This window comes from Blautia sp. AF34-10 (assembly GCF_003477865.1).
GTDB classification, from domain to species: Bacteria; Bacillota; Clostridia; order Lachnospirales; family Lachnospiraceae; genus Fusicatenibacter; species Fusicatenibacter saccharivorans.
The window spans coordinates 1-14,010 of sequence record NZ_QUED01000010.1 but is presented as its reverse complement, the minus strand read 5'-3'; the positions used below and the strand labels follow the sequence as shown (position 1 = coordinate 14,010).

12 protein-coding genes are annotated in these 14,010 nt (G+C 44.6%); 8 read left to right on the top strand and 4 right to left on the bottom strand.

From position 1 onward, the window contains the following. Positions 1 to 104 precede the first annotated feature (104 nt). Genes DWZ60_RS07790 through DWZ60_RS07775 form a run of 4 tightly spaced genes read right to left on the bottom strand, consistent with a single transcriptional unit; the run spans position 105 to position 3,135 of the window. On the bottom strand, positions 105 to 1,457 hold the full coding sequence (locus DWZ60_RS07790) for an MATE family efflux transporter (RefSeq protein WP_118666863.1): 1,353 nt from the start codon (positions 1,455 to 1,457) through the stop codon (positions 105 to 107). Between the two features lie 18 nt (positions 1,458 to 1,475). Further along, positions 1,476 to 1,874 (bottom strand): DUF4234 domain-containing protein, encoded by a 399-nt coding sequence (locus DWZ60_RS07785; RefSeq protein ID WP_022462917.1) that lies wholly within the window; start codon positions 1,872 to 1,874, stop codon positions 1,476 to 1,478. Between the two features lie 15 nt (positions 1,875 to 1,889). After that, positions 1,890 to 2,354 (bottom strand): DUF2752 domain-containing protein, encoded by a 465-nt coding sequence (locus DWZ60_RS07780; RefSeq protein WP_118595655.1) that lies wholly within the window; start codon positions 2,352 to 2,354, stop codon positions 1,890 to 1,892. After that, positions 2,320 to 3,135 (bottom strand): MurR/RpiR family transcriptional regulator, encoded by an 816-nt coding sequence (locus DWZ60_RS07775; protein ID WP_022462919.1) that lies wholly within the window; start codon positions 3,133 to 3,135, stop codon positions 2,320 to 2,322. Before DWZ60_RS07775 ends, DWZ60_RS07780 begins: the two co-directional genes overlap by 35 nt. Before the next feature lie 242 nt (positions 3,136 to 3,377). Between DWZ60_RS07775 and nagA the strand changes: the two genes are divergently transcribed. The 8 genes from nagA (at position 3,378) to DWZ60_RS07735 (ending at position 13,771) form a co-directional block, all read left to right on the top strand. Further along, positions 3,378 to 4,487 (top strand): N-acetylglucosamine-6-phosphate deacetylase, encoded by a 1,110-nt coding sequence (gene nagA / locus DWZ60_RS07770; RefSeq protein WP_055220960.1) that lies wholly within the window; start codon positions 3,378 to 3,380, stop codon positions 4,485 to 4,487. A gap of 34 nt (positions 4,488 to 4,521) precedes the next feature. Beyond that, positions 4,522 to 5,262: a glucosamine-6-phosphate deaminase gene (gene nagB / locus DWZ60_RS07765; protein ID WP_118666864.1), complete on the top strand. Its 741-nt coding sequence runs from the start codon at positions 4,522 to 4,524 to the stop codon at positions 5,260 to 5,262. A 539-nt stretch (positions 5,263 to 5,801) separates the two neighbouring features. After that, positions 5,802 to 7,784, top strand: coding sequence for a methionine--tRNA ligase (metG, locus tag DWZ60_RS07760; protein ID WP_117761350.1), 1,983 nt, complete (start codon positions 5,802 to 5,804; stop codon positions 7,782 to 7,784). Positions 7,785 to 7,975: 191 nt separating this feature from the next. Next, positions 7,976 to 8,659: a hypothetical protein gene (locus DWZ60_RS07755; RefSeq protein WP_119221476.1), complete on the top strand. Its 684-nt coding sequence runs from the start codon at positions 7,976 to 7,978 to the stop codon at positions 8,657 to 8,659. Between the two features lie 592 nt (positions 8,660 to 9,251). Continuing rightward, complete coding sequence (locus tag DWZ60_RS07750; RefSeq protein WP_119221475.1) at positions 9,252 to 9,899, top strand: helix-turn-helix domain-containing protein; 648 nt, start codon at positions 9,252 to 9,254, stop codon at positions 9,897 to 9,899. A gap of 224 nt (positions 9,900 to 10,123) precedes the next feature. Next, positions 10,124 to 11,029 carry a hypothetical protein gene (locus DWZ60_RS07745; RefSeq protein ID WP_022461188.1) on the top strand — a complete coding sequence of 302 codons (906 nt, stop codon included), beginning with the start codon at positions 10,124 to 10,126 and terminating at the stop codon, positions 11,027 to 11,029. Between the two features lie 148 nt (positions 11,030 to 11,177). Further along, the gene (locus DWZ60_RS07740) at positions 11,178 to 11,411 is read left to right on the top strand and encodes a hypothetical protein (protein ID WP_022461189.1); all 234 of its coding nucleotides are present in this window, start codon (positions 11,178 to 11,180) and stop codon (positions 11,409 to 11,411) included. Between the two features lie 572 nt (positions 11,412 to 11,983). Further along, on the top strand, positions 11,984 to 13,771 hold the full coding sequence (locus tag DWZ60_RS07735; RefSeq protein WP_158576357.1) for a helix-turn-helix domain-containing protein: 1,788 nt from the start codon (positions 11,984 to 11,986) through the stop codon (positions 13,769 to 13,771). Positions 13,772 to 14,010: the final 239 nt, after the last annotated feature.

The window sequence follows — 14,010 nt, the reverse complement described above, 5'->3', positions numbered from 1 at the left end:
TTTGCGGGCAATGAACCAAAATCTGTGATGGAACAAGTTTCTGGTGATTGCCGCGATAACCTGAGAAGTATCTGGAAGCCGCTGTAAGACAGAAAATAACGTTATTATTTCGCACCGCGATCCGCAATCATTTTCGTGGATTTCTTCACGCAGTACAGACATGTCGGTGCGATATAGCAGCAGGCGGCGAGCCACGCAGCCTGATCCGCAAAGCAGATTGCGGTGAAGCCAAACGCACCGACAAATCCCAGGCAGACAATCGTCCGTGCCAGCATCTCCATTACGCCGGAGAAAACGGCTCTTCCCGAGTAGCCAAGTCCCTGCGTTACCATACGGCAGACATTCAAAATACCAAGCATCCAGTAGAAAAATCCGAGGCAGCGCAGATATTTTGCCGAAGCGTTGATTGCTTCGAAAGCAGAGCTGACAATAAAGAGCTTTGTCAGCGGCCGTCCGAACAGAATCATGATGACACCTGCAAACGCACCATAGCCGACACCGACAAGCACACCCTGGCGGAGTCCCTGACGGATTCGTTTTGCCTGGCCGGCTCCGAGATTCTGACTGCAGAAAACGGAAGCCGCGGTACTGATCGCATCAAACGGGCACATCATAAACTGTTTGATTTTCATAGCAGCTGTGAACGCCGAAACATAAACACTGCCAAGTCCATTATTCGCTGACTGCATTACCATACTGCCGATCGCCGTGATCGAAAACTGCAGTCCCGTCGGAATGCCCATTGCGAGGAGTTCCTGCGCGGCATCCTTTCGCAGAGTGCGGTTTTCTTTTGTCGGAAGCAGGAGCTTTACCTTACGGGAAATAAAAAACAGACATAAGAGTCCGCTGATCGCCTGGGCGGAAATCGTCGCAATCGCCGCGCCTGCGCACCCCAGATGCAGAATGATAATATAGAACAGGTCGAGGAAAATATTCAGGATTGCCGAAAATGCCAGAAACAGAAACGGCGTGCGGCTGTCCCCGACGGCACGCAGGATGCTGGAAAGATAATTGTACAGAATCGAAAACGGAATCCCGAGGAAAATCACAAGCTGATATGCGTAGGCATCCGCGAAGATATCGGACGGAACCGACAGCAGGTGCAGAATCGGTGCACAGAGTAAACTGCAGAGTGTGGTCAGAATGGCCGCAATCAGGACAGCAAGTGCAGCACCATTAAAAATATAATCGCGCATTTTATCAAGCTTTCCGGCGCCGAAATACTTGGCAACCGGGACACTGAATCCCGTGCAGCTTCCCATACAGAAGCCGAGCACCAGAAACTGTACACTGCTGCTTGCACCGACGCTGGCGAGCGCCTCCGGGCCAAGTGCCTGGCCGACAATCGCCGCATCGATGATGTTATACGTCTGCTGCAGCAGATTTCCGATGAGAAGCGGAAAGGCAAACGAGAGCATCAGCTTTACCGGATTTCCCTTTACCATAGATGTTGCCATAAAAAACGCCTCCCCTGCTTAATATGCACGTGAATTATAAACGAGTGCCGTCTTATTCAGGTTCTGGATCATGAAATAGTCGGCAACGAGCTGGCCGATGCCGCCGGTCAGGTAGCCAAGCAGCGTCCACAGAAGAATGGCAGAACCATTTTCCTCAATCATCACACCGTAGCGGTCGTAGGATTCGCGGTACATGCGGTTCGCCTGTTTGTAACGCCAGTAAACGCCGTAAATTCCACAGGTAACCCAGGACAGAAGCAGCACAATAATGTAGTTCGGGCTGTCTTCGCCGTCACCGTAAAAGATGGTGTTCAGGTCTTCCACATAAACATACCAGAAGTAGATCGAGTAGAGTCCGCACGTCAGAAATGTGAGCAGAAGATAGAACCAGAAACTGCGGTTGTCTTTTACATTCATTTGTAAATACCCCCTTTAATTAAGATAGAACCATTGTAGCACGCGCCCGAGAGAGGGGTCAATAGAAAGGAGCGGGTCGTGGTAATAAATGCGCCAGGCATAAACGGCGAGAAGCAGCACGACAATCACCGTAATGATCCCCTTTTTAAAACGCCGAAGTCCCGCCGTCTGTTCCGGCCCGAAGAAGAGCCATATCCCTGCGGGCAGTACGGCATAGACGAGCGGATGCATCCGAAATGCCGCCCGAAAATGACCCGAGAGCAGAAGCAGTACCGCGCGGCTCATTCCGCAGCCCGGGCAGGAAATGCCGGTGGAAAACCGGATCGGACAGCCGATGCCTGTGAGGGTGATGAAGGCGACGTAAACGCCGAGGAGCAGGCAGAAGAAAAAGAAATCACGGCAGCGTTTCTTCAGAAAAGAAAGATACGCGCTGCCGCGGCCGGGATCACGTTTCATGGAGTTTGGTGACGGCGTATTCATATAAAGCCTCCTTGCGCTCGCTGTCGGTCGTGAGAAAATGCGAGTACAGAACGTCGATCATAACGAGAATCGGGAACTGCGGAGAGATTGCGCCACCGTTTTTCAGATGCTCTTTGACCGCAAGCAGCAGGACTTCATCGCAGAAGGCATCGTAATCGCTGGAGCTGCGGGAAGTAAAGAGAATGGTAGAGGCTCCCTTTTCCTTTGCGGCTCCGAGCGCACGCAGCACCTCCGGTGTCTGTCCGCTGACGGTAATGCCGATTGCAGCGCAGCTCTCATTGAGCAGAACGGCATTCATTTTCATGATGTGAATGTCGGTAATTGCTTCAATATCCACGCCTGCAAGCATAAAACGCAGCTTCATTTCCTGGGCGGAAAGTCCGGAGCTTCCAAGACCGTAGACATACACCCGACGCTTCGAAGTGAGAATATGGCAGATGCGGTCAATCTGCGCGCGGTCGGCGAGCGAGTAGCTTTTATTCAGCAGCTCCTGATACGTATTCAGCACCTGTTTGATGTGATCGTCCGTACCGGGCAGTGCGGCGTTCAGACCTTCCTGGTAACGGTAGACAAATTCGCGGTAGCCCGTGTAGCCGCATTTTTTCGCAAAGCGGGAGAGCGAAGCCTCCGAAACATAGAGCAGTTCCGAAACGTGGCGCGCGGACAGATCCGACTCGTCGGTATTATGAATAAAAAAATCTGCTACCGTCCGTTCCAGGGGAGTGAACGAGGGATAGACAGACTCAATGACAGGAATAATTGATTTTTCAAAGTGTTCCATGGAACGTAAGTCCTCCTGGTATCTGTAAATATCTGAAAAAAATTCAGATCAGTTCTTGCTTTATTGTATCACAGGCAGAGTGGTGAATCAACTTTCAATTGTGTGTGAATTGTACGGGAAAGCGGGCGGAAAAATGGAAAGAACTTTAATGACGTGAAAGTAATTTCTAAAATATAAAAATAGTTGAAAATAAAATCAACATAAATTATAATCAGAACAGATCAAAGAAAGAAGGCAAGACAATGATTATCAAAAACGGACGTGTATTTCAGGAAGACGGAACGTTTGCGGAAAAAGATCTTTATATAGAAGGAAAACGTTTCGTTTCCACAAAAGAAGAAGTGATCGATCAGGAAGTGATCGATGCGAAAGGCATGATGGTTCTGCCGGGACTGGTTGACGTACACAGCCACGGCGCTGCCGGACATGATTTTTCAGACGGAGACGTGGAAGGTTTAAAAGAGATCCTGCGCTACGAGAAAGCGCACGGCATTACCTCTTACTGCCCGACATCCATGACACTGCCAAAAGACGATCTGCTGAAAATCTTCGGAACCATCGAAGCAATCAAAGATGAGCCGGAAGCAGAAGTGATCGCCGGCGTCAACATGGAAGGACCGTTCATCGATCCGATCAAAAAAGGCGCACAGGCAGAGGAGAACATCGTGGCTCCGAACGCTGAGTTCTTCCGCGCATGCAATGCGGCGAGCGGCGGAAAAATCCGTCTCGTAACCCTGGCCCCGAATATGCCTGGCTCACTGGAATTTATCAAAGAGGTTTCCGATGAAGTCATGGTTTCCATCGGCCATACAACAGCAGATTATGACACCGCGCTGGCTGCCATGAAAGCAGGAGCACACCATGTCACCCATCTGTACAACGCCATGCCGCCGTTCGCACACCGTAACCCTGGTGTCATCGGCGCCGCATTCGACGATCCGGAGTGCCGCATGGAGCTGATCTGTGACGGCTATCACATTCACGGTGCGGTTGTCCGCGCGACCTTCTCCATGATGGGAAGTGAGCGCATGGTTCTCATCAGCGATTCCATGATGGCAACGGGAATGCCGAACGGAACGTATTCCCTCGGGGGACAGGCTGTCTGGATGAAAGACGGAAAAGCAACCCTGACCGACGGTGAGACCATCGCGGGTTCCGCTACGAACCTGTACGACTGCATGAGAAAAGCAGTTTCGTTTGATATTCCGCTGGCAGATGCCATTTTTGCGGCAACAAGAAATCCGGCACAGAGCATCGGTATCTACGATGAAGTAGGATCCATTGCACCGGGCAAAAAAGCGCATGTACTTCTGGTGGACGACGAACTGAACCTGAAACAGGTTATTATGTAATTTATTATATAGAAGAAATTTGGAGGAAAAACAAATGTTATTAATTGAAGCAAAAGATTACAATGATATGAGCAGAAAAGCAGCAAACATCATTTCCGCGCAGGTGATCATGAAACCGCATGCAGTGCTCGGCCTTGCAACCGGATCTACCCCGGTCGGCGCTTACAAACAGCTCGTCGAGTGGTACAACAAAGGCGATCTCGACTTCGCAGGTGTAACCAGCGTAAATCTGGACGAGTACAAAGGACTCTCCCCGGAGAATGATCAGAGCTACCGTTATTTCATGAACACCAATCTGTTCAACCATGTCAACATCGACAAAGCGCATACCTACGTTCCGAACGGACTGGAACCGGACAGCGAAAAAGCATGTGAAGCTTACAATGAAATCATTCGCAGTGTCGGCGGCATTGACCTGCAGCTTCTCGGACTTGGAAACAACGGCCATATCGGATTCAACGAGCCGGGCGAAGCATTCGAGAAAGAAACACACTGTGTCGATCTGACGGAAAGTACCATTCAGGCCAACAAACGTTTCTTTGAAAAAGTAGAGGATGTTCCGACCCAGGCATACACCATGGGAATCAAAAATATTATGCAGGCAAGAAAGGTCCTGCTGATTGTCAGCGGCGAAGGAAAAGCAGAGATTCTTGACCAGGTTCTGTACGGACCGGTTACTCCGCAGGTTCCGGCTTCTATTCTGCAGCTCCACACGGACCTGACGGTTGTGGCAGATGAAGCGGCACTGTCCGTGATCAAAGCAAAACGCAGATAATCGCTACAGAGCAAAGCTTTTACGAGAAACAGGTAAGAAAAGTCTGTCGGAGGGAGAAACTGTGAAGGACACAATTTACAGAAAAAATCCCACCCGGCGGGCTTTTTTGCGGTTTACAAATTCAGGTAAATGTGTTAGCATAAAATTAGCGCACAAAATCAGTGCATAAAATAAAAACACAATGACGAAGAGAGTACATCTGCATTCGCAAATTTACAGAGAACATCCCCGAAAACCATTCCGGTTTTGCAGGCTGAGAGGGGAGGAGGAGCGGCAGATCGAACATGGCTTCCGAGAGGCGCACCGAACCAGGGAGCGTGCCGGGAAAAATTTCCGGTACGGCCTGAAACTGGCAAGGCTGCGACAGGTTCCGCCTGTTACAGCGGGAAGGTATAAAAAATCATGTACCTGCAGAGGTTTCTGCCGTGAGGCAGGGACGAAAAGAAGTGGTATCACGGGTAAACAAACCTGTCTTCTTCCGATGACAAGAGCGGAATAAGGCAGGTTTTTTGATTTATCAAAAAGGAGAAATGAAAGCAATGGAAAAAATCAGACCAAAATATTACATCACCACGGCGATTGCCTACACATCCGGCAAGCCGCACATTGGAAACACCTACGAGATCGTACTCGCAGACAGCATCGCCCGCTTCAAACGTCAGCAGGGCTACGATGTATTCTTCCAGACCGGAACCGATGAGCACGGCCAGAAGATCGAGCTGAAAGCAGAAGAGGCAGGCATTACGCCAAAAGAATTCGTAGACAACGTATCCACCGAGATTAAGAGAATCTGGGATCTGATGAATACTTCCTACGACAAATTCATCCGTACCACCGATGCGGATCATGAGGCGCAGGTACAGAAAATCTTCAAAAAACTGTACGATCAGGGAGATATCTACAAAGGATATTACGAAGGTCTTTACTGTACACCGTGTGAATCCTTCTTCACCGAGTCCCAGCTCGTAGACGGAAAATGTCCGGACTGCGGACGCCCGGTTACACCGGCAAAAGAAGAGGCATATTTCTTCAAAATGAGCAAATATGCACCGAGACTGATCGATTATATCAACACCCATCCGGAGTTCATCCAGCCGGTTTCCAGAAAGAACGAGATGATGAACAACTTCCTTCTTCCGGGACTGCAGGATCTCTGTGTATCCAGAACCTCCTTCACCTGGGGAATCCCGGTATCCTTCGATCCGAAGCACGTTACCTACGTATGGCTGGACGCACTGACCAACTACATCACCGGAATCGGTTATGACTGTGACGGAAACAGCTCCGAGCAGTTCAACAAGCTGTGGCCGGCAGACCTGCATCTGATCGGAAAAGACATCATCCGTTTCCATACCATTTACTGGCCGATCTTCCTGATGGCACTCGATCTGCCGCTTCCGAAACAGGTATTTGGTCATCCGTGGCTGCTGCAGGGCGACGGCAAGATGAGTAAATCCAAAGGAAACGTGATCTACGCAGACGATCTGGTAGACCTGTTCGGCGTAGACGCTGTCCGCTACTTCGTTCTGCACGAGATGCCGTTTGAGAACGACGGTGTCATTACCTGGGAGCTGCTGGTTGAGCGTATGAATTCCGACCTGGCCAATACTCTTGGAAACCTGGTAAACCGTACCATCTCCATGAGCAACAAATACTTCGGCGGTGTTGTGACAAAGACCGGCGCAGCAGAAGAGGTGGATGATGATCTGAAAGCAGTCGTTACCGCAACAAAAGCAAAAGTTGCTGCCAAGATGGAAGAGCTGCGTGTGGCAGATGCAATGACTGAGATCTTTGGTCTGTTCAAACGCTGCAACAAATACATCGACGAGACGATGCCGTGGGCACTGGCAAAGGATGAGGCAAAGAAAGACCGTCTGGAAGAAGTTCTGTACAACCTGGTAGAGAGCATCACCATCGGCGCATGCCTGCTCGAGTCCTTCATGCCGGAGACTACTGAGAAGATCCTGGCTCAGCTGAACGCAGAGAAACGCAGCTACGAAGAGCTCGATCAGTTCGGACTGTACGTATCGGGCAATAAAGTAACCGATCAGCCGCAGATCCTGTTCCAGAGACTCGATGTCAAAGAGGTAATGGAAAAAGTAGAAGTGATCCAGGCAAAACAGAAAGCTGCTATGGCTGCTGCATCCCAGGAAGAGGAAAAAGAAGAGGAAGCAGTGATTGACCTTGAGCCGAAGGAAGAAATCACTTTCGAAGACTTCGGAAAAATGCAGTTCCAGGTAGGTGAAATCATCTCCTGCGAGCCAGTCAAGAAATCCAAAAAACTCCTCTGCTTCCAGGTCAAAGTAGGAAGCCAGGTAAGACAGATCGTCTCCGGAATCAAAGCATATTACAAACCGGAAGACACCATCGGAATGAAGGTTATGGTTCTCACCAACCTGAAACCGGCCAAACTGGCAGGAATGATGTCCGAAGGAATGCTGCTCTGTGCAGAAGACGCCGAAGGCAACGTATGCCTCATGACCCCGGAAAAAGCAATGCCGGCGGGTGCGGAGATCTGCTAATTGATTAAAAGAAAAATAGAGTAAATAGAGAAATCCCTTTCCATGCGTGATGTGTGGGGAGGGATTTTTTGCGTTTTAAAAAGTTAAGGAAAACGTCATATAAAGATTCTGAATCTTATGATAATATAATGATAAAGAGAGAATATTTGAACGGGTTTATCGAATATGACAACAGGAAGGAGGAGCGTTGTATGAGAAAAATGCGGACGTTATTTCTGGTTTTACTTTGCTGCGGACTGTCATTGTATGCGGGGGTATCTTATGTGAAGGCAGAGGAAAAGGTTCCTTCTGATTACGATGCTTATTTGCAGGAAACAGGGATGCCAGAGAATGAGATACAAAAGCTGGATGAGCATGTGAAGCAGTTTATCGTCGATGATTTAAAAAATGGGGATGGAAAATTTGAGTATATGAAAATCGATGTAGGAAAACAGGCGATGAATGGAAGAGAGGAAGATTTCGAAGGGATTGAATTTTCTGCATCAGCCTTCAAAAATGGTTCGACGATTTATGTTTATCCAACGTATGAATTCACAGAGGATAAAAAGCCATGTGGAAACGACAGCTTTTCGTTTTTGCTGGGAGAGGCGATAAGACCGTATAAATTTGGCGGAACCTTATGGTACAAAAACAGCAAAATGAACGACTGGGAAGTCAGTGGAAATCTTGTCGCAAATAATCAACAGCTAAACGGCGCCAGCTATTCCGGAAGCCAGTTGGGAACATCAAATTCTGCAATGAAATTTATGGGAACCACATATTGCCATGCTACAGTGGGGACGGGGGATGATAACAGAATTTTGATGGGGTATTCGTATCAGCGAAGAAAGCAAGGGTTGAGTTATTTGGATGGGAGCTTTCAGGAAGGCAGATGATTTTTGTGCTGGCGGGAGGAATTGTTGTGGGGATCGTATGGTGGTGGAAAGAGAAAGTTTTAAAATAAGTGTCGAACGTAAAATACAACCAAAAAGAAACACTATAATATAACCGAAGAGAGTAAATTTGTTGTTGAAAGCTGATTGTGAAGAGGATATAATAAAAATATGGGTGCTATCAAAACGGTAGGCGGTTAGTCCTTCGACAGAGGGTTGCTGAGTGCCGGTGGCACTCGTTTAGCAACGACCGAAACGAAGTGTAGACCTGTGACCCTCTGATTACATAGAAACTCGAAAGAGAATCTTTTGAAAGGAGGGCTAAGCCAATGAGTATTATGGACTTTCTTGCAGTAATGAGCTTCGGCTTAACCTGCTTTAGTATCGGATATACGCTTGGCAAGGATAACAATAAGACACAAAAATAACCGCCATACAGTCTGACAAACGTTGCGGTTATTTTTGCAAACTATATCGGACTAACCGTCTACCGGTAGCACTCTTTTTCAATATCATAGTATCACGCTTTTGTGAAAATGTCAAAAGTTCTTTTTGCTTTGTTTTGAAAAAAGTTTGGATGAGGAGATGAAACCAGATGATCTATGCTTACGATAAATTATATCTTTCTGTTGCTCAAAAAAATCTTGCCTGCATGCTGGATTATATGGTGAATAATTTAAAATATCCATTGGAAACGGCATGGCAGTGGTTTTGCATGAGTAATACAGCATCGCGGTTTGAAAGAGGTGACTGCTCTATAGTGGCTGGAAGATCGGGAGTTGAGATTGCATATGAAGTATTAAGGGAAACTGGAAAACCACATCCGAAACAAACACCTTCATATTCCTACAATCGAAGCCCTGAATACTGGATCGGCTGGGCACTGGCCTATTATCAGTGGAGTACTAGTTTATCCTTTGCGGAAATAAATCAGGCCATCCCTGTAACTGAAGTACGAATGCTTTACACACCATACCATGAAATGGATATACGCCAGTTTGTGGACAAAATGAATGAATTATATCGTGAAGCAAAACCGGAGACGAACCTGAAAGAATTGCGTACCTTTGCAAATTTAAGTCAGAGTGAACTGGCACAGCAATCAGGTGTTTCAGTTCGTACTATTCAGCAGTACGAACAGCGAAGAAAAGGCATTAACAAGGCGCAGACAGAAACGTTGTTGAAGATTGCACGGGTGTTAGTATGCAAGGTAGAAGATCTGGTGGAAAAAGTTCCGATGTAAGAAGAAAAATGAAAAAAAGCAGAGGCCATTTCCAATGAGGAGGTGAGCCTCTGTTTTTGCGTGTTGGAACTGGTAATCATTTGAAGAAGATAACAAGTTGCAATTAAAATAGTAACAAAAAAGAAAAGGAAAATATAGGAAAAGTGCTGCATTGTCTGGGAAAAGCGGGATCAGATATAATAAAGAAAAAAGGGAAGAGATGAAAAGGGAAAGGAGGGCGTTGCATGAAAAGAAAATTGGGAATATTTTGGGGACTGGTTGGTGCTGTTGCAGTATCAGCAATGAGTGTTTCTGCATCAACATTCGAAACATTGCCGGATTCCGGAGACTATGAAAAAATTGTGGCGCTTGCAGATGAAATTGTGTCTTCTACGAATGGCGGGCCTGTTTACGACCCGTTTTCAGAAGGGGTGACGGTCGATGATATTGATTTCGACAATGCGCTGAAAGAGTATATTGACACGCCGCTTTTTACTTCCGAGCTGCTTTCTGTTTCGGAAGTCGAAACGGCACTGGAAGAGAGTGATTATATCTGGATTGTTCCGATCAAAGCTTATGGTCATTTGTATGAGGCGTGCGCAGTGAGAGCTGATGGAGAGGATGGAAAGCCGGGCGATGCGTGGCACATCAGCGGCACTCGAGGGTATGAAAATGACAATACACCTACCTATATCGAGCAGTTAAAGACTTCGCTTGCTGCAAATCCAGACGTTGCGTGGGAAGATTATCAGTTTCATCTGGTCGGTGGAGCAGATCCCATCCGTTTTCCGATCTGGATTGCAATGAATGAAAAAAGTGTAGAATATCTGATCCCGGGACGCGAAGATGCGGCAGGCTGTCTTACCGACAGTTCACGGGCGGAAAATAATACGAATGATATGTTTGTGAAGCAGACGGCATTTCCGGCATACAGCTATCCGTCGGTTGTAGCCGCTGTTGCAGATTCCACTTACATAGAGCTGGAAAATTCCCTCGGAGGAACTAGCTCGGTTCTTGATGTAGCGGCACAGCCGGGGAAATATCAGCATAAAATGATGTATCGTATGTTGATGACGGAGGGGGGAGTTTTAGCAGCGATCATAGTATTGGGAGTGGTAGTTAGAAGAAAAAGTAAGAGAGAAGATGCATGAAAATCCAACCTGCCTTGGCGTATGGAAAGAAGTCTTTTATATAAAGAAAAATGTAAGAAGAATTTTAAATAAAATCATAGATTTTCAGATAATTTAGGCGTAATATGAACTTACTAAAAGGTACGTGAACACAACAACAAGAGATAAATTGCCAGAAGAAACACAGAAGCAGAAAGAGGACGGCGATCTTTCCTATTTTGGAACAGGAGATACCTACACGGTAGACGATGACAACACAGAGGCTGGAATTTACATTTCCGCAGATGATAAGGCAGCGAAGGTAGACATCAACGTGCGGCAGTACATTTACCGTCCTATGATGGGAAATCATTCCGGTACGGTGGAAGTGTATGAGGAATCTGAGAGCCGAGAAGGGTATTAAAAGCAAAGGTTTTGCTAGAACATAGAAAAGTCTCAGTGAAAGTGAGGACAAAAAACATAGAAGAGATGAAAAAATAAATGGGAAAAGGGAAATTATGAAATTGGTGTGATGATTCGGAAAAAAAGAGGGCATAGTTGCAGAGCAAAGGAAGGCTTCGGTTTACGCTGGGGCCTTTTTTACGCCTAAGATAATCTTATACGTTTAAAAGAATGAAAAATTACACTTTTATTGAAAAAAAATGAAATACGTTGTTTTGTACAAAGAAAAGCACACAAATATGTATATAATTTCTCTTGTTGTTGCAAGAAATGAGAATTTATAATAGAAGGAATGATAATATTTGTAGTTTTGTCAAAATAAATCAAAATGTAACCAAAAGTATTACGAGAAAATTATGAAATAGACAAAAAAATCGGGCAGTTGTTGTGGACGTTAAGAGAGAAGGAGTACGTACGCCAGATTTAGTTCAAGTTAGCAAAGAATTGATTAGTAAATATGTAGAAGAACGAGATATAATAAAAGTCAAAAAATATAACATATAAAAGAGGACTTATTGAGAAAAAATGAAACAAATGCAAGGAATTGGACAGCTACTGTGGAAACTACGAGAAAAAGAAGGAATACGCCAAAAACAATTATGCATGGGAATTTCTTCTTTGTCGAAATATGCAAGAATTGAAGCGGATCAGCAGGAAATAGATTTTTTCCTGATTGATCGAATTATGGGGCGATTAGGAAAATCAGTAGAGCGACTTACTTATATATTGCCGATGGATGTTTATAAAATTTATGAATTACGACAGGAAGTTCAACAAAAAATATGTCAAAGAAAATGGGAAGAAGCAGAACAATATCTGGATGAATATGAAAAGAACAAACGGGCAAAAGAACCATTGCATCGACAATTCATAGAACAGGAACGTGCGCAGATTGCGTGGCTGCGCGGAGAATCGGTAGAACTGGTTTGTGAGCATCTGGAAACGGCAATTCTACAAACAATGCCGGAGGCAGAAAACCAAAGAAAGACGGGAGTTTTAAGTGCTGAGGAATATAAATTACTTCTTTTTAGGTGGGAAGTCTGTCAAGAAACAGAACAAAAACGAGCCAAAGATGAAATTAAAGCGTTAGTAGAAGAAATTTTCCGAAAAAATTTTGAAAAGACAGAACGAGTAAAAATAATTCCGTACGCAGCACTTTTAATAAGTAAAGTGATAGAAGAGGGTGAAAATACTACATATATAAAAATGAGAACAGAAGAAGCGCTGGAAGCGTTAAGAGACGAAGGAAAGCTACTTTATATGCCGGAAATTTTAAGTCAGTATATACGAATTTTAGAGAAAGAACAGTCAAATGCGGATTTTATTGAAATATTACGTCAGGAACAAAAATGCATATTAGAGGTAGAACATGATTATAATGTGTCGTTTGAGAATTATCGTTTGTTTGAACATGTAATTCGGAATTTTGAGGTGGATGCCGAATTAATTCGAAGAACGAGAAGAGCATCCAAACTCACACAAGAATCGTTAAGTGAGGATATTTGCACACAGGAGACACTGGCGCGGATAGAAAACGGAAATCAGCAGCCGCGAAGTGAAAAGCTTTGGCAAATTATGGAAAAAATGGATAGAAATGGAAAAAGAATTGAGACAGGAATTCAGGTAGAAGAATATGAAATATTAGAATTAAAAATAGAATTTTCAAAATATATGCATCGTAAAGAATATGAGAAAGCGGAAAAAATACTTTTTGAGATTGAAAGTAAGGTAGATCGTAGTGAGCCAGAAAACAAACAGTATGTAGAAGTTGGAAAAATACAATTAAAATATCATAAACATCTAGGCAATTCAGAAGAACTTGTACAGCAACTAAAAGCATTGTTAGAGATAACATTGAAATTTGAAGATGTATATAGAACAGAATATGTATTGAATCGCCAGGAAATCAGTGTTTTGACAGAAATAGCACTTATTTATTGGGGGAAAAAAGATTATCAAATGGCGTTGGAAATCTATCACTTTATAGACGACAGATATAGTGATAGCTGTATAAAGCCAGTATTTCATATGTTAGATTGGAATATGAATATAGCGAATTATGCAAGAGCACTGGATGAATTAAAATATTTTAAGGAGGCTATGTGCACATGTCAAAAAGCTGTTCAGCAGATGCTGTATGCAGGCAAGGGTGCATCTTTAGGATATTGCTTGATGATTCAGGCGTGCATTATGGAAGAAGAAGGAAAAGAAGTATGTAAAAAATATTTTAAACAAAACTTGAATCTGCTCAAGCTGTATAAAATGGATGCAGATTACAAGGTAATGAAAAATTATGTAGAGGAAAGAAATTTGTTAAATTAATGATCATTATCATTTGGAGGGAGTGGAGCTGAAGTTGTTGAAAATGGTGGAAATTTGGGTGCAGGAATAGTAATAGTTATATGAGAAAATATTAGGAAGATAAGTAATAATTTTTGAATGTTTTTTCATAGAAGATCTCGCTTTCGTAGTTATATGAGAAAATATTAGGAAGATAAGTAATAATTTTTGAATGTTTTTTCATAGAAGATCTCGCTTTCGTTAAGTAAAATAATATATCT